At 69.6% G+C, this 16,104-nt stretch carries 15 protein-coding genes and 1 pseudogene; 7 read left to right on the forward strand and 9 right to left on the reverse strand.

What is annotated here, in order from left to right; genetic code table 11:
* Window positions 1-18: 18 nt before the first annotated feature.
* The 3 genes from AAG689_RS04770 to AAG689_RS04780 all read right to left on the reverse strand — a co-directional run bounded on the left by AAG689_RS04770 (window position 19) and on the right by AAG689_RS04780 (window position 2,734).
* On the reverse strand, window positions 19-411 hold the full coding sequence (locus AAG689_RS04770; protein ID WP_406624956.1) for a hypothetical protein: 393 nt from the start codon (window positions 409-411) through the stop codon (window positions 19-21).
* 56 nt (window positions 412-467) lie between these two features.
* Window positions 468-1,946: an exopolyphosphatase gene (gene ppx / locus AAG689_RS04775; RefSeq protein ID WP_406624957.1), complete on the reverse strand. Its 1,479-nt coding sequence runs from the start codon at window positions 1,944-1,946 to the stop codon at window positions 468-470.
* A gap of 230 nt (window positions 1,947-2,176) precedes the next feature.
* On the reverse strand, window positions 2,177-2,734 hold the full coding sequence (locus AAG689_RS04780) for a phasin family protein (protein WP_020231013.1): 558 nt from the start codon (window positions 2,732-2,734) through the stop codon (window positions 2,177-2,179).
* Between the two features lie 234 nt (window positions 2,735-2,968).
* Between AAG689_RS04780 and AAG689_RS04785 the strand changes: the two genes are divergently transcribed.
* The 6 genes and pseudogenes from AAG689_RS04785 to AAG689_RS04810 all read left to right on the forward strand — a co-directional run bounded on the left by AAG689_RS04785 (window position 2,969) and on the right by AAG689_RS04810 (window position 10,111).
* A complete protein-coding gene (locus AAG689_RS04785; RefSeq protein WP_020231012.1) occupies window positions 2,969-3,439 on the forward strand; it encodes a thioesterase family protein in 471 nt (156 codons plus the stop codon).
* 82 nt (window positions 3,440-3,521) lie between these two features.
* Entirely contained in the window at window positions 3,522-4,721 is a 1,200-nt protein-coding gene (gene pncB / locus AAG689_RS04790) for a nicotinate phosphoribosyltransferase (protein WP_020231011.1), read from the forward strand.
* Between the two features lie 63 nt (window positions 4,722-4,784).
* Window positions 4,785-6,197, forward strand: a complete 1,413-nt coding sequence (locus AAG689_RS04795) for a sodium:proton antiporter (protein ID WP_406624958.1) — start codon at window positions 4,785-4,787, stop codon at window positions 6,195-6,197.
* 32 nt (window positions 6,198-6,229) lie between these two features.
* A complete protein-coding gene (locus AAG689_RS04800; protein WP_406624959.1) occupies window positions 6,230-7,210 on the forward strand; it encodes a 2-hydroxyacid dehydrogenase in 981 nt (326 codons plus the stop codon).
* A 63-nt stretch (window positions 7,211-7,273) separates the two neighbouring features.
* Window positions 7,274-8,914 carry a DNA recombination protein RmuC gene (gene rmuC / locus AAG689_RS04805; RefSeq protein ID WP_406624960.1) on the forward strand — a complete coding sequence of 547 codons (1,641 nt, stop codon included), beginning with the start codon at window positions 7,274-7,276 and terminating at the stop codon, window positions 8,912-8,914.
* Between the two features lies 1 nt (window position 8,915).
* Window positions 8,916-10,111, forward strand: a pseudogene (locus AAG689_RS04810) (MFS transporter).
* On the opposite strand, the gene AAG689_RS04815 reads toward AAG689_RS04810, so the two are convergent.
* From AAG689_RS04815 to AAG689_RS04840, 6 genes are all read right to left on the reverse strand, one after another.
* Complete coding sequence (locus AAG689_RS04815; RefSeq protein WP_406624961.1) at window positions 10,099-10,962, reverse strand: TIGR00730 family Rossman fold protein; 864 nt, start codon at window positions 10,960-10,962, stop codon at window positions 10,099-10,101. The pseudogene AAG689_RS04810 and the gene AAG689_RS04815 sit on opposite strands and share 13 nt — an antisense overlap.
* Window positions 10,963-11,036: 74 nt before the next feature.
* Window positions 11,037-11,531 carry a dihydrofolate reductase gene (locus AAG689_RS04820; protein ID WP_406624962.1) on the reverse strand — a complete coding sequence of 165 codons (495 nt, stop codon included), beginning with the start codon at window positions 11,529-11,531 and terminating at the stop codon, window positions 11,037-11,039.
* Between the two features lie 7 nt (window positions 11,532-11,538).
* Complete coding sequence (locus AAG689_RS04825; RefSeq protein WP_406624963.1) at window positions 11,539-12,072, reverse strand: DinB family protein; 534 nt, start codon at window positions 12,070-12,072, stop codon at window positions 11,539-11,541.
* Between the two features lie 11 nt (window positions 12,073-12,083).
* Window positions 12,084-12,896: a thymidylate synthase gene (locus AAG689_RS04830; protein ID WP_406624964.1), complete on the reverse strand. Its 813-nt coding sequence runs from the start codon at window positions 12,894-12,896 to the stop codon at window positions 12,084-12,086.
* 54 nt (window positions 12,897-12,950) lie between these two features.
* Window positions 12,951-14,372 carry an FAD-binding oxidoreductase gene (locus AAG689_RS04835; protein ID WP_406624965.1) on the reverse strand — a complete coding sequence of 474 codons (1,422 nt, stop codon included), beginning with the start codon at window positions 14,370-14,372 and terminating at the stop codon, window positions 12,951-12,953.
* Window positions 14,369-14,773, reverse strand: coding sequence for a DUF2069 domain-containing protein (locus AAG689_RS04840; RefSeq protein WP_406624966.1), 405 nt, complete (start codon window positions 14,771-14,773; stop codon window positions 14,369-14,371). Before AAG689_RS04840 ends, AAG689_RS04835 begins: the two co-directional genes overlap by 4 nt.
* A gap of 21 nt (window positions 14,774-14,794) precedes the next feature.
* On the opposite strand from AAG689_RS04840, the gene AAG689_RS04845 reads away from it, so the two are divergent.
* Window positions 14,795-16,087 carry a YihY family inner membrane protein gene (locus tag AAG689_RS04845; RefSeq protein WP_406624967.1) on the forward strand — a complete coding sequence of 431 codons (1,293 nt, stop codon included), beginning with the start codon at window positions 14,795-14,797 and terminating at the stop codon, window positions 16,085-16,087.
* Window positions 16,088-16,104 lie beyond the last annotated feature (17 nt).

Consider the following 16,104-nt stretch of genomic DNA (forward strand, 5'->3'; position numbering starts at 1 on the left):
TGGAGGCTATTTGGGCTGTTATTTGCGCGACGCCTTGGGGCGGCCGGTCTTGATCGCCGGCACGGCCTGCAGGGCTGCCAGCAGCGCCGCATCGTCCAGGCCGGACAGCAGCTTCAGGCCCGCGCGCAGCAGCTCGCTCTTTTTCGCGGGATGGGCTTGCGCCGTCGTGCGTTGCTTGAGCGTGTCGATGGCCGCGTACTCGTCCTTGGGGATCGTGAAACTGTCGCGCACCAGCTTGGGCTTGCGGGGCTTGGCGTCCTTGTCGGCGGGAGCGGGGGCCGGGGCCGGTGCGGGCGGGGCGGCCTTCTTGGCCGCAGCGCGCGGGGCGGCCTTGGGTTTCGCCCGGGTCTTGGCGGCAGGGGCTGCGGGAGTGGCCGGCGCGCGCGGCGTTTCGGGTGTGGCGGTGGACATGGTCGAGGTGTTGAAAACGATATAAACAGTTTATACCGTTTTCAACCGGCGCGCCATCACGCCAGCTCGGCCACGAACTCCCACGGTGTCTTCTGCCAGGCCTGCGCCTCCTCGCGCAGCAGGTGGGCCGACTGCGGATAGGCGGCGGCCCAGCCCTGGCGCGAGCGCACGGTGCAGCGGTTGCCGTCCAGCCGCAGGGCCAGCCCTTCCACGTCGGGCGTGCGGCGCGCGTGGCACAGGGCGATGGCGGTGCGCAGGCACATGAGTTGCAGCGCGAACACCGCGTCGCCCAGGTCGGCCTCCAGCTTGCGCACCTTGCCGCGGTGGCCCAGCACCAGCAGGCTCAGGCGGTGCAGCTCGGGCAGGGCGAAGCCGGCGGCGTCGGTGTGGTCGAGGATGTAGGCGCCGTGGCGGTGGTAGTCGCTGTGCGAGATGCGGCAGCCGATCTCGTGCAGCCGGGCCGCCCATTCGAGCTTGCGCGCGGCACGCTCGCTGCCGGCGGGCGCGGCCTGGGCGAAGAGGCGGCAGGCCAGCTGCGCCACGCATTCGGCATGCGCCTCGTCCACCGCGAAGCGCAGCATGAGCGCGCGCACGGTGGCCGTGCGCAGGTCGGTGCCGGGCTGCTCTCGGTCCAGCAGGTCGTAGAGCGCGCCCTGGCGCAGCGCGCCCTGGGCCACCGTCATCTGGTCGATGCGCAGCAAGTCGAAGATCGCGCGCACGATGCTCACGCCGCCGCCGATCACCGCGCGGCGGTCCTCCTTGAGGCCTTCCATGCGTACGCGGTCGGCATGGCGTGCGCGCAGGAGCTGGTCGAGCAACCAGTCCAGCCCGTCGCGCGTGATGCGCCCTTCCTCCCAGCCGGCCGCGGCGAGCACGGAACCGACGGCGCCCACCGTGCCCGACGAGCCATAGGCCACGTCCCACAGGTCGCTGCGGTAGGCCTGGGCGGCCTCGTCCAGCACCGCCTGGGCGGCGATCTCGGCGGCCTGGAAGGCCTCGCGCGTGAACGCGCCGTCGGCGAAATAGCGCGCCGACCAGGCCACGCTGCCCACGCGGTAGGAGGCCACGGCGCTGGGCGTGAACTGCTGGCCCAGGATCAGCTCGGTCGAGCGGCCGCCGATGTCCACCACCAGCCGGCGCTCGTCCGACTGCGGCAGCAGGCGCGCGACGCCCTGGTAGATGAGCCGCGCCTCCTCGGGGCCGGAGACCACGTCGATGGGAAAGCCCAGGATCTCGCTGCCGCGGCGGATGAAGTCCTCGCGGTTGCGGGCCTCGCGCAGCGTCTGCGTGGCGACGGCGCGCACGTGGCCGCGTTCGAAGCCCGACAGGCGCTCCGCGAAGCGGGCCAGGCAGTCCCAGCCGCGCTGCATGGCGGCGGGGGTGAGGTTGCGGTCTTCGTCCAGTCCGCCGCCCTGGCGGACGGTTTCCTTGAGGTATTCGACGCGGAGGATGTGCCCGTGGTCGAGGCGGCCGATTTCGAGGCGAAAGCTGTTGGACCCGAGGTCCACGGCCGCCAGCAGTGTTCCGTCTTGCATGGGTAGGCTGGTTGATTGCGGCGCAGCATAACGCAAGAAAAAGACGGTGCCGCGCACGCCGGCAGGCAAAAAAAGCCCAGTCAGGCGACTGGGCTATGAAAGGATCCCTGAAACGGTGTTTCGAGAGGATCCAAGGAGACAACCGGAGTGCCTTGCGGGAACGCCGCAAGGCAGTTGATCAAATTATAGGGGTAAACCCTCGCAAATCAAGGTCCGCGGGGTTAACGCGATCAGCGCTTGCGGGGAGCGGCGGCAACGGCCGTCTTGGCGGCGTTGGCAGCGCTGCTGGCCACGGCGTTGAAGTTGGCTTCGGCCACGTCGCTGGCTTGCTTGACGGCCTTCTGCACCGACTCCAGGGCGTTGTTGGCGGCGGAAACGGCGCTCTTGAACACGGCCACGGTGGTTTCGGAACCGGCGGGGGCGTTCTTGGCGGCGGTGTCCACCAGGTTGCCGAAGGTGCGCTGGGCTTCAGCGGCCTGGGCTTCGAAGGCCTTGCCGAACTCGGCGCCGGTGCCGGAGGCGATTTCGTACAGGTGGCGGCTGTAGGCCAGGGTCTTCTCGGCCAGGGGCTGGAACAGGTTGGCTTGCAGCGACAGCAGCTCTTGTGCGTCCTTGGCGGACAGCACGGCCTGGGTGTGGGAAGACACTTCCGACAGGGCGGCGCGGGAGGCGGTCACGTTCAGCTCGACGAGCTTCTCGACGCCTTCGAAGGCCTTGTTCGTCAGGCCGAACAGGGTTTCGAGGTTGGCTTTGTGGGCGGCCAGAACTTGTTCAGGGGTCAGCGACATGTCAGATCTCCAGATGGAAGGCCCTCGCGGGCGGGTTGAGACTTCTGCCCTGACTGACCTCTCGAGTCATGTTGCAGTGCAGCATGGAGCGAATTTTAGGGAAGCGGCCCGCAGATGCAAGCCCTTTTTGTTGCATTGCAGCATTTTTAGGGGCGACACCCCAATATGGCCCCTATGCCTGCTGGCGCAAGGCGGGCGGCCGCGCATGTCCGGCGCTGGCAGAATCCAGGGCCCATGAATGCGCCCCTCGCTCCTTCGCCCGCCGCGCCGCGCCCCATGGCGCAGCCGCGTGACGCCTACCGCGTCTTCCGCGCCATCGGCACCCGCTGGATGGACAACGACGTCTACGGCCACGTGAACAACGTCGTCTACTACAGCTGGTTCGACACGGCCGTGAACGCCTACTTGATCGAGCAGGGGGCGCTGGACATCCACCAGGGCGAGACGATCGGCCTGGTCATCGAGACCCAGTGCAACTATTTCGCGCCGCTGGCCTTCCCGCAGACCATCGAGGCGGGCCTGCGCGTGGCGCGGCTGGGCGAGAGCAGCGTGCGCTACGAGGTCGGCCTGTTCGCGCAGGGCGCGCCGATGAGCGCCGCCTGCGGCCATTTCATCCATGTCTACGTGGGGCGCGACGACCGCCGCCCGCGCCCGCTGCCGCCCCGGCTGCGCGAGGTGCTCGAAGGGTTGCGCATGCCCGCCTGAACGGGGGTTATGCGTTGGTGACAGAATCGGGGCAGAGAGACAAATCCCCTACAGCACCGCGGCCGCCGGCACGCGCGTATCCATGATCATCACCAGCCTGCTCGACACCGACCTGTACAAATTCACCATGATGCAGGTAGTGCTGCACCAGTTCCCCGGCGCCCAGGTCGAATACCGTTTCAAATGCCGCAACCCGGGCGTGCAGCTCGCGCCCTACGTGAGCGAGATCCGCGACGAGATCCGTGCGCTGTGCAGCCTGCAGTTCCAGGACGCCGAGCTGGCCTACCTGCGCTCCCTGCGCTTCATCAAGAGCGACTTCGTCGATTTCCTGGGGCTGTTCCGCCTCAACGAGAAGTACATCCGCGTGAGCGCGCTGCCCTCGGGCGAAATCGACATCACCATCACCGGGCCCTGGCTGCACACCATCCTGTTCGAGATTCCGGTGCTGGCCATCGTCAACGAGGTCTATTTCCGCAACACCCAGAAAGTGCCGGCCTTTCCCGAGGGCCGCCAGCGGCTGGACGCCAAGATCGCGCAGCTTCACGAGCACGGCCTGGAAGACCTCAAGATTGCCGACTACGGCACCCGCCGGCGCTTTTCCCGCGCCTGGCACGAGGAGGTGCTGCGCGTGCTGTGCGCGCGCCTGGGCGTGCACGAGCAGCGCAGCGGCGCGCCGGGGCAGTTCGCGGGCACGAGCAACGTGCTCTACGCGATGAAGCTGGGTCTGACGCCGCTGGGCACCATGGCGCACGAGTACCTGCAGGCCTGCCAGTCGCTGGGCCCGCGCCTGCGCGACAGCCAGGTCTTCGGCTTCGAGATGTGGGCCAAGGAATACCGCGGCGACTTAGGGATCGCGCTGTCGGACGTGTACGGCATGAGCGCCTTCCTGCGCGACTTCGACCTGTACTTCTGCAAGCTGTTCGACGGCGCGCGCCACGACAGCGGCGACCCCTTCGCCTGGGGCGAGCGCCTGCTGGAGCACTACCGCAACAACCGCGTCGACCCGCTGACCAAGACGCTGATCTTCAGCGACGCGCTCACCGTGCCGCGCATCGTGGAGCTGCACCGCCAGTTCCACGGCCGCTGCCAGCTCGCCTTCGGCATCGGCACCAACCTGACCAACGACCTGGGCTACGAGCCGCTGCAGATCGTCGTCAAGATGACGCGCTGCAACGGCCAGCCCGTGGCCAAGCTCTCCGACGCCCCTGGCAAGAACATGTGCGACGACGAGAAATATCTCGCCTACCTGCGCCAGGTGTTCGACATTCCCACGCCCGCCTGAGGCTATTGTTTTCATAGCTGCCCGCACTTGCTGTGCGGGCGCTGCAAGCTTTTTTCGAAGAATATGAAGACACTCCGTACCCCGCTGCTCGCACTGGCCGGCATGGCGCCCGCCCTGGCCCTGGCCGCCGACATCGACGGCAGCCAGCTCTCCGTACTGTGGGGCGTGCCCTTCGCCGGCATCCTGCTGTCCATCGCGCTGATGCCGCTGCTGGCGCCAGTGTTCTGGCACCACCATTTCGGCAAGGTGGCGGCGGGCTGGGCGCTGGCCTTCCTGCTGCCGTTCGCCGCCGTGTTCGGGCCGGGCGCGGCCGGCGCGGGCCTGGCGCATGCCCTGGTGGCCGAATACATCCCCTTCGTGATCCTGCTCACGGCGCTGTTCACCGTGGCGGGCGGCATCTACATCCGCGGCAACCTGCACGGCAGCCCCTTGCTGAACACCGGCATCCTCGCCATCGGCGCGGTGCTGGCGAGCTTCATGGGCACGACGGGTGCTTCGATGCTGCTCATCCGCCCGCTGATCCGCGCCAACGACAACCGCAAGCACGTGGCGCACGTGGTGGTGTTCTTCATCTTCATCGTCTCCAATGCCGGCGGCTCGCTCACTCCGCTGGGCGATCCGCCGCTGTTCCTGGGCTTCCTCAAGGGCGTGGATTTCTTCTGGACGGTGCGCCACATCTTCCCCGAGACGCTGTTCCTGGTCGGCGTGCTGCTGGCGCTGTTCTTCGTGCTCGACACCTGGTTCTACCGGCAGGCGGGGGAGGTGGGCCGCAGCGATCCCACGCCCGACACGGCGCCCCAGGCCCTGGGCTTCGACGGCAAGGTGAATTTCATGCTGCTGCTGGCCGTGGTGGCGCTGGTGCTGATGAGCGGCCTGTGGAAGTCGCCCGTGGAATGGTCCATCGCCGGCACGCCCGTGGGCCTGCCCGGCCTGGTGCGCGACGTGGGCCTGATCGCGGTCACATTGGCTTCGCTCGCCCTCACGCCGCGCCAGGTGCACGAGGACAACCAGTTCAACTGGGGGCCCATGCAGGAAGTGGCCAAGCTGTTCGCGGGCATCTTCCTGACCATCATTCCCGTGATCGCCATGCTCAAGGCGGGCGTGAACGGCCCCTTCGGCGCAATCGTCTCCGCGGTCACGCATGCCGACGGCTCGCCCGATCCGGCCATGTATTTCTGGGCCACCGGCGCGCTGTCGTCCTTCCTGGACAACGCGCCCACCTACCTGGTCTTCTTCAACACCGCCGGGGGCGACCCGGCCACGCTCATGACCACGCACGCGGCCACGTTGGCGGCGATCTCGGCCGGCGCCGTGTTCATGGGCGCCAACACCTACATCGGCAACGCGCCCAACCTCATGGTCAAGGCTATCGCCGAAGACCGCGGCGTGAAGATGCCCAGCTTCTTCGGCTACATGCTGTGGTCGGGCGCCGTCCTGGTGCCGCTGTTCATCGCCATGACCTTCCTCTTTTTCTAACATCGCAAACACGCTCTAACCAGGAGACCTCCATGTCCAAGCCCCGCATCCTCGTCACGCGCAACGTGTTCCCCGAAGTGATCGACCGCCTGGCGCAGCACTTCGAGCTGGAGACCAACCCGCAGGACGACCTGTGGTCGCAGGAGGAACTGGCCCGGCGCCTGGCCGACAAGGACGGCGCCTTCACCACCGGCAGCCACCGCATCGACCCGGCCGTGCTGGCCGCCAGCCCGCGCCTGAAGATCGTCGCCAACATGGCCGTGGGCTACAACAACTTCGACGTGGAGGCGATGACCGCCGCCGGCGTGCAGGCCACCAACACGCCCGACGTGCTGACCGAGACCACGGCCGACTTCGGCTTCGCGCTGCTCATGGCGACCGCGCGGCGCATCACCGAGAGCGAACACTACCTGCGCGCGGGCCAGTGGACGCGCTGGAGCTACGACATGTTCGCGGGCGGCGAGGTGCACGGCAGCACGCTGGGCATCCTGGGCATGGGCCGCATCGGCCAGGGCATCGCCAGGCGCGGCGCGCACGGCTTCGGCATGAACGTGATCTACCACAACCGCTCGCGCCTCTCGCCGGAGCTGGAGGCCGAATGCAAGGCGCGCTACGTGGGCAAGGACGAGCTGCTCGCGCAGGCCGACCACCTCGTGCTGGTGCTGCCTTACTCGGCCGCGTCGCACCACGCCATCGGCGCGGCCGAGATCGCGCGCATGAAGCCCACGGCCACGCTCATCAACATCGCGCGCGGCGGCATCGTCGACGACGCGGCGCTGGCGACGGCGCTCAAGGAAAAGCGCATCGCCGCCGCCGGCCTGGACGTGTTCGAGGGTGAGCCCAGCGTGCACCCCGGCCTGCTGGAGGTGCCCAACGTGGTGCTCACGCCCCACATCGCCAGCGCCACCGTGCCCACGCGCCTGGCCATGGCCAACCTCGCGGCCGACAACCTGATCGCCTTCTTCGAGAAGGGTGCGCCGCTCACGCCCGTGAACACGCCGGCCAAGGTTTGAGTGAAATACGCCTCCAGCGCTTGTGCAGAAAGCGCTGGCAGCTACTGAAAAGATAGTGACCGAATGACCCTGGAGATCTACGCCGCGCTGGCCCTGCTGGTGCTGATCGCGGTGCTGCTCATCGTGCTGCTGCTGCGCCGCCCGCGCGTGGAGCTGCCGCCCGAGTGGCCGCTGCGCCTGCAGGCGCTGGAGGCAGCGGTGCAGGCCACGCAGTTGGCCGTGGCCAAGAACGACGGCGCGCTCGACGGCATGGGCCAGCAGCTGCGCGGCTTCACCCAGGCCACCCAGGCCACGCTGGACGAACGCCTGGCGCAGTCCGCGCAGGAGTCGCGCACCAGCCGGGGCGAGCTGCAGGCGGCGTTCTCGGCCCTGCAGGCGCGGCTGGAGCAGCACCTGGCGCAGGCGCGCGTGGACGCGGCCGAGGCGCGGCGCGAGCAGTCCGAGCTGCTCGCCGCCTTCCGTGCCGAACTCACGCAGACGGCGCAGGCGCTCACCGCCGACAGCCTGAAGTCGCGCGACGCCATGGCCGACAGCACGCAGGTCTTCGGCCAGCGCATCCAGGAGCGCTTCGAAGCCCTCACCGCCGCCACGCGCGGCACGCTCGATTCGCTCAAGGGCGACCTGCACGGCCAGCTCGCCGCCATGTCGGCCGCGCTCAAGGACCAGCTCGACGCCAACACCCGCCAGCTCACCGGCCTCGTCGCCAGCCAGCAGCAGGACGCGCAGGCGCTGCGCGGCGCGCTCAACGAGCGCCTGGCCGCCATCCAGCAGGACAACGCCGCCAAGCTGGAGGAGATGCGCCGCACGGTCGATGAAAAGCTCCACGCCACGCTGGAGCAGCGCCTGGGCGAATCCTTCAAGCTCGTCAGCGACCGGCTGGAGCAGGTGCACAAGGGCCTGGGCGAGATGCAGACCCTGGCCGGCAGCGTGGGCGACCTCAAGCGCGTGATGACCAACGTGAAGACGCGCGGCACCTGGGGCGAGATGCAGCTGGGCGCCATCATCGACAACGTGCTCACGCCCGAGCAGTTCGCACGCAACGTCAAGACCCAGCCCGGCAGCGACGAGCTGGTGGAGTTCGCCATCCGCCTGCCGGGCAAGAGCGACGAGCAGCCCGTGTGGCTGCCCATCGACTCCAAGTACCCCGTGGAGCACTACCAGCGCCTGCTGGACGCGCAGGAGGCGGCGGACAAGGGCGCCATGCAGGCGGCCGGCAATGCGTTCGAGGCCTCGATCAAGTTCGAGGCGAAGAAGATCTTCGCCAAGTACGTGGCCCCGCCGTACACCACCGACTTCGCCGTGCTCTACCTGCCCACCGAGGGCCTGTTCGCCGAGGTCATGCGCCGCCCCGGCCTGGTGGAGGCCGTGCAGAACGACTGCCGCGTGATGATCACCGGGCCGGCCAACCTCGCGGCCATGCTCAGCAGCCTGCAGATGGGCTTCAAGACGCTGGCCATCGAGAAGCGCTCCTCCGAGGTCTGGAGCGTGCTGGGCCAGGTGAAGACCGAGTTCGCCAAGTTCGGCGACGTGGTGGAGGCCACGCGCAAGTCCATCGACGCGGCGGCCAAGAAGTTCGAGCAGGTGGACGTGCGCACGCGCGCCATCCAGCGCCGACTGCGCGGCGTGCAGGAGCTGCCGGCGCCGCAGGAGCAGGAGCCGCCGCCGCCCCAGTCCGGCCTGCTGTTGGAAGACGAAGGCGATTGACGTGGGCTGGACGCTCGCCCGCCTGATCGCGGCGCAGGTCTGCATCCACGCCACCATGGCCGGAATGCGCATGGCCGCGCCGCTGCTGGCGCTGCGCGAAGGCTACAGCGCGGCGGCCGTGGGCGTGCTGCTGGCGCTGTTCGCGCTCACCCAGGTGTTCCTGGCGCTGCCTGCGGGGCGCTATGCCGACCGGCACGGCCTCAAGCGCCCGGTGCGCCACGCGGTGGTGGCGGCCTGCGTGGGCGCGGGCGCGGCGCTGGTGTGGCCCACCTTCGCGGTGCTGTGCGCGGCGGCGCTGCTCACGGGCGGCGCCACGGGCGTGGCCACCATCGCGCTGCAGCGCCACGTGGGCCGCGCCGCGCACGACGCCACGCAGCTGCGCCAGGTGTTCAGCTGGCTGGCCATCGGGCCGGCGGTGTCCAACTTCCTCGGGCCGTTCTGCGCCGGCATGCTCATCGACCATGGCGGCGCGCTGTGGGGCCTGCCCGCGGGCAGCGACGCAGGCTACCGCGCCGCGTTCCTCTTCATGGCCGTGCTGCCGCTGGCCACCTGGTTCTGGGTGCGCGCCGTGCAGGACATGCCCAGCGTGATCGCCGCCGGCGGCCGCGCCCGCGCGCGTGGGACCTGCTGGGCGAGCCGGGCTTTCGCCGCCTGCTCATCGTCAACTGGCTGCTGTCCTCGTGCTGGGACGTGCACACCTTCGTCGTGCCGCTGCTCGGGCACGAGCGCGGGCTGCCCGCCTCGGTGATCGGCACCATCCTGGGCGCGTTCGCCGTGGCCGCCGCGGTGATCCGCGTGCTGATCCCGCTGGTGGCCGAGCGCCTGCGCGAGTCCACCGTGGTGGCCTGGGCCATGGTGGCGGCGGCGCTGCTGTTCGCCGTCTACCCGCTCATGCCCACGGCGCTGCTGCTGGGCGCGTGCTCGGTGCTGCTGGGCTTCGCGCTGGGCTCGGTGCAGCCCATGGTCATGAGCATGCTGCACCAGCTCACGCCGCCGCAGCGCCACGGCGAGGCGCTGGGCCTGCGGCTGATGACCATCAACGCCTCCAGCGTCGCCATGCCCATGCTGTTCGGCACGGCCGGCGTGCTGATCGGGGTGAGCGGCCTGTTCTGGATCGTTGGCGCCGCCGTGGGCGCGGGCTCACGGGTCGCGCGGCGGCTGCAGGATGCGCCGCCCCTTGCGCATCACAGTTCGTAGAAGGTGCGGATCAGCGACCAGGCCTCGGCCGGGTCGTCGGTGTAGTGGAAGAGCTTCAGGTTCTCGGGCGAGACCGTGCCTTCCTCGACCAGCGCCTCGAAGTTGATGAGGCGCTTCCAGAAGGCCGTGCCGAAGAGCACGATGGGCACCGGCTTGGCCTTGCCCGTCTGCACCAGGGTGAGCACTTCGAACAGCTCGTCCAGCGTGCCGAAGCCGCCGGGGAACACCACCAGGGCCTTGGCGCGCATCATGAAGTGCATCTTGCGCAGCGCGAAGTAGTGGAACTTGTAGCAGAGGGAGGGCGAGATGTAGCGGTTGCCGCTCTGCTCGTGCGGCAGCGTGATGTTCAGGCCCACGTTCAGCGCGCCGGCCTCGTGCGCGCCGCGGTTGGCCGCTTCCATGATGCCGGGGCCACCGCCGGTGCAGATGTACATGCGCTCAGGCAGAGGGCGGCTCTCGCTGTATTCGGCCACCAGGCGCGCGAACGTGCAGGCCTGCGCGTAGTAGTGCGCGTTCTTCACGGCGCGCTCTGCGCGCGCGATGCGCTCGGCGTCGCCGCTGGCCTGCGCGTCGGCCAGCTGCTGCCGGGCGTCCTCGGGTGCCACGAAGCGCGCGCTGCCGTACACCACGACGGTGTTCTCGATGCCCTGCGCCGTCTGGCCCAGGTCGGGCTTGAGCAGCTCCAGCTGGAAGCGGATGCCGCGCGTCTCGCGGCGCAGCATGAATTCGGGGTCGGCGAAGGCCAGGCGGTAGGCGTCGGCGTGCAGCGGGTTGCCGGCGACGGCGAAGTTGTGCAGCTCGGCCCAGGCGTCGGCCAGGCGGCTTTCTCGGAGGTTGGTATTGGCGTCCATGGGGAGAATTCTAGTGAAATTGGCCGCTAGCGCTTATGGTGCAAGCGCAGGCAGCTACGCAATTGATAGCTTCTTCAGGCGCGGCGCGCGAAGGTGGCGAAGCAGTAGGGCAGGCCGCCCGTGCCCACGTGGCGGCTGCGCGCCGTTTCCACCCATTCGGGGCCGAGCACCGGGGCGTGGGCGTCGCCCTCGTAGTCGCGGCCGATCTCGGTGACCTCCACGCGCGCGGCCAGCGGCAGGGCCTGCGCGTAGATCTGCGCGCCGCCCATGATCCAGGCGGTGGCCGCGCCGGACTGCTCCGCCAGCGAGAGCGCGCCATGCAGGCTGGCTGCGCGTTGCGCTCCGTTCGCATGCCAATCGGCCTGGCGCGTGACGACGATGTTCGCGCGTCCCGGCAGCGGCCGGAAGCGCGCGGGCAGCGAGTCCCAGGTCTTGCGCCCCATGATGACCGGGTGGCCCTGGGTGAGCGCCTTGAAGTGCGCCAGGTCTTCCGGCAGGTGCCAGGGCATGGTGCCGTTGGCGCCGATCACGCCGTTGGCGGCGCGGGCGTAGATGAGGGCGAGTTCCATCGGTGGTCTAGGTTGCGTCGGGGATGACGGCCAGCAGGTCCGTGATCCCGACATCCACCCCGGCCTGGAACAGCAGCGTGCTCGCCTGGCCGCGGTGGTGGGTCTGGTGGTTGAAGAAGTGCTGCACCAGCGCGCCCAGGGGCTTGGAGTGCGCCTGGCCCGCCATGTTGCGGTAGGTGAGCGGTGCGGCGAGCTGCTCCGGCGTGAGGGCATGGGCCCACTGGTCGATGACCTCGTCCAGCGCCGCGCGGTAGGCCTGCAGGCCGTCCAGGGCCGGGGCCATCTCCTGCCGCAGCGAGGCGGGTGCGGGAAAGCGTGCCAGCGCCTCGCGCAGCGCTCCGGCCTCGGGATGCTGGGCGAAGCGGTGCAGCCAGATCGTGTCCCCGGCCGCGATGTGGTTCAGGGTGTGGAAGACCGAGCCGAAGAAGGCACCCCGGTCGCGCATGGCCTCCCGCGGCGGCAGCGTGCGCGCGGCGTCGTACATCCGCTGGTTCATCCAGCGGTTGTAGCGGGCCATCAGCACGGCGGTCCCGGGCGTCATGGCGTGTGCGGCTACACGGCCACCGGCGCCTTGATCGCCGGATGGTGTTCGTATTCCAGCACCTTGAAGTCCTCGTAGGCGTAGTCGAAGATGCTGGGCGGGCGGCGCTTGATGTGCAGCGTGGGATAGGGGTAGGGCGCGCGCGCGAGCTGCGTGCGCACCTGCTCGAAGTGGTTGCTGTAGATGTGGCAGTCGCCGCCAGTCCAGATGAAGTCGCCCACCTCCAGGTCGCACTGCTGCGCGAGCATGTGGGTGAGCAGGGCATAGCTGGCGATGTTGAAGGGCACGCCCAGGAAGATGTCGGCGCTGCGCTGGTAGAGCTGGCAGGAGAGCCGCCCCTCGGCCACGTAGAACTGGAAGAACGCGTGGCAGGGCATGAGGGCCATCTGGTCCAGCGCGGCCACGTTCCAGGCGCTCACGATGATGCGGCGGCTGTCGGGATTGGCCTTGAGCTGCTCGACCACCTGCGCGATCTGGTCGATGTGCCCGCCCTCGGGGGTCGGCCAGCTGCGCCACTGCACGCCGTAGACGGGGCCCAGGTCGCCGTCGGGCCCGGCCCATTCGTCCCAGATGGTCACGCCGCGCTCCTGCAGCCAGCGCGCGTTGCCGCTGCCCTGCAGGAACCACAGCAGTTCCAGGATGATGGACTTCAGGTGCACCTTCTTGGTGGTGACCAGCGGGAAGCCCTCGCGCAGGTCGAAGCGCATCTGGTGGCCGAACACGCTGCGCGTGCCGGTGCCGGTGCGGTCGCCCTTCGGGCAGCCGTGCTCGTACACGTGGCGCATGAAGTCTTCGTACTGGGTGCGGATGGGGCGTTGCGTCATGTCGTGCATCGAAAATGGCTCCAGCGCTTGCAGGGAAAGCGCTGGCAGCTATGGTTATGGGAGCATGCAGCCCGGGTTCATGAGGCCCTGCGGGTCCAGCGCGCGCTTGATGGCGCGCATCATCGACAGCGCCACGGGCGACTTGTACAGCGCCAGCTTGTCGGCCTTGAGCGCGCCCACGCCGTGCTCGGCCGAGAACGACCCGCCGAACTGTGCCACGGCGTCGTAGACCAGTGCGTTCACGCGCGCTTCCTGGGTGTCCAGGAAGGCCCGCGCGTCGCCGCCCTCGGGCGCCTGCACGTTGTAGTGCAGGTTGCCGTCGCCCAGGTGGCCGAAGTTGACCAGGCGCACGCCGGGGATCTCGCGCGCGAGCAGCGCGTCGGTGTGCTCCACGAAGGCGGGGATGCGCGACGCGGCCACGGAGATGTCGTGCTTGATGTTCAGCCCTTCCTCGGCCTGGGCCAGGGGGATGTTCTCGCGGATGTGCCACAGCTCGTGGGCCTGCGACAGGCTCTCGGCCACCACGGCGTCGAGCACGCAGCCGTCCTCGAAGGCCAGCTCCAGCAGCGTCTCGAAGCGCTGGCGCGCGTGCTCTTCGGACTCGCTGTCGCTGTTTTCCAGCAGCACGTAGTAGGGCGGCGCGCCCTTGAGGCCGGCGAAGGGCACGCGCAGCTGCGGCATGTGCTTGATGACCAGTGACAGTGCGAACTGCCCCATCACCTCGAAGCCCGTGAGGCCCGCGCCCAGGTACCGGTGCGCCAGGCCCAGCAGGCGCACGGCCGCCTCCATGGACGGCACGGCGGCCCAGGCCGTGAGCTGCGCCGCCGGTTGGGGAAAGAGCTTCATGGTGGCGGCGGTGATGATGCCCAGCGTGCCCTCGCTGCCGATGAACAGGTCGCGCAGGTCGTAGCCCGTGTTGTCCTTGCGCAGGCCCGACAGCCCCTCCCACACCTCGCCCTGCGGCGTGACCACCTCCAGGCCCAGGCACAGCTCGCGCGTGTTGCCGTAGCGCACCACCTGCGTGCCGCCGGCGTTGGTGCCCAGGTTGCCGCCGATGGTGCAGCTGCCCTCGGCCGCGAGCGACAGGGGGAACAGCAGGCCTTCCTTCTCGGCCGTCTCCTGCAGGCTCTGCAGGATGCAGCCGGCCTCCACCGTCATGGTGAGGTTGTCGCGGTCGATGGCGCGTACGCGACTCAATCGCGTGGTGGACAGCACCACCTGCGTGCCGCTCCCGTCGGGCGTGGAGCCGACAGATAGGCCGGTGTTGCCGCCCTGGGGAACGATGCTGGCACCTGCCGCCGCGCAGGCGCGCACCACGGCGGCCACCTCCTCGGTGGAGCCGGGGCGCACCACCGCCAGCGCGCGGCCCTTCACGCGCTTGCGCCAGTCCTGCTCCCAGGCGGTGAGGTCGCCGTCGGTGAGCACATGGGGCGCGCCGACGATGGCGCGCAGGGTGTCGGTCAGAGGGGTGGTCATAGCGGTTCGGTGGCAGGAAGGGAACGGGCCTTGGCGGCACGCAGGCGCAGCCGCACGTGCAGGGCGCAGGCGGTGAACAGCAGCAGGCACAGCGCGATCTCGGCGGCGGCCAGCCAGCGTCCGGGCGCGGGATCGCTCCAGGCGCGCACCACGCCCTCGGTGAAGTACAGCCACACCACCAGGCTCACCCAGCGGTAGGTGTACATGCGCCGCTTGAGCAGGCCCGCCAGCGGCACGGCCAGGGGCAGCGCCTTCAGCGCCAGCCACGAGCCGCCGGGGCGCAGGGGCGCGAGCCACAGCTCCCAGGCCACGCACAGCACGATCAGGCCCAGCAGGCTGCCCACGGCCAGCCAGCGCGTGGCCGCCACGTCGGGCGCGGGGGAGGGAGTTTGCGGTTGCATGGGGCTGGCATCATATCGGCCATGCCCTTGTCCCTACTGCCCGCCGCGCGCCGCCTCGAAGTGTGGCTGGTGGAGTTGTCGCATTTCCCCTGGCGCACCACCGCGCAGACGCTGCGCGAGCGCTACCGCGAGGACCGCCTGGGCCTGACGGCCAGCAGCCTCACCTTCACCACGCTGCTGGCGCTGGTGCCCTTCGTGACCGTGGCGCTGGCCGTGTTCACGGCCTTCCCCATCTTCGGGCAGATGCAGATGGTGCTGCAGCGCTGGCTGGTCGACAGCCTGGTGCCCGACAGCATCTCGCGCCCCGTGCTGGGCTACCTGACGCAGTTCGCCGCCAAGGCCAGCGGCCTGGGCGTGGCCGGCTTTTCCATCCTGATGGTGACGGCGCTGGCGCTGATCCTGACCATCGACCGCACGCTCAACACCATCTGGCGCGTGCGCCGCCTGCGCCCGCTGGGCCAGCGCGTGCTGATCTACTGGGCCGCGCTCACGCTCGGGCCGCTGGTGCTGGGGGCGAGCCTGGCGCTGACCACGTCGGTGGCGGGCGCGGTGTCGCGCGGCCTGGGCGAGACGCTGCCCGGCGGCGCGCGCTTCCTGTTCGACACGATCGAGTTCACCGTGCTGGCCGCTGGCATGGCGGCGCTCTACCGCTACGTGCCCAACACCCAGGTGCAATGGCGCCACGCCTGGGCGGGCGGGGTGTTCGTCTCGGTGGGCATGGAGCTGGCCAAGAAGCTGCTCGCGCTGTACCTGGCCTCGGTGCCCACCTATTCGGTGCTCTACGGCACCTTCGCCACGCTGCCCATCCTGCTGCTGTGGGTGTATGTGGCCTGGGTGATCGTGCTGCTGGGCGCGGTGGTGGCCGCCTACCTGCCCAGCCTGCTGGCCGGCGTGGCGCGGCCCGCGGGCGGGCAGGGCTGGGCCTTCCTGCTGGCCGTGGAGGCGCTGCAGCAGCTGCACGCGGCGCGCGGCGTGCCGGCCCACGGCCTCACCGCGGTGCAGCTCGCGCAGCGGCTGCGCGTGGACGTGCTGCAGCTCGAACCCGTGCTGGACGCCTTCACCGGCCTGGGCTGGGTGGTGCAGGTCAACGAGACGGCCGCCGGCGCACCCGGCTCGGTCGACGCGCGCTACGTGCTGCTGGCCGACCCCGCCACCACGCACATGGAGCCGCTGGTGCAGCGCCTGCTGGTGGAACGCGCCGAGGCGCTGGAGCGCTTCTGGGGCAACACGGGCATGGAAGTGCTCAAGCTCGCAGACGTGCTGCAGCGCGGCGACGCGCAATCACTGCCGCCTCCTTTGCTCTTGAAAAGATAGCTGCTTGCGCTTTATGG

Source organism: Acidovorax sp. SDU_ACID1 (assembly GCF_045291395.1).
Taxonomy (GTDB): domain Bacteria; phylum Pseudomonadota; class Gammaproteobacteria; order Burkholderiales; family Burkholderiaceae_C; genus MR-S7.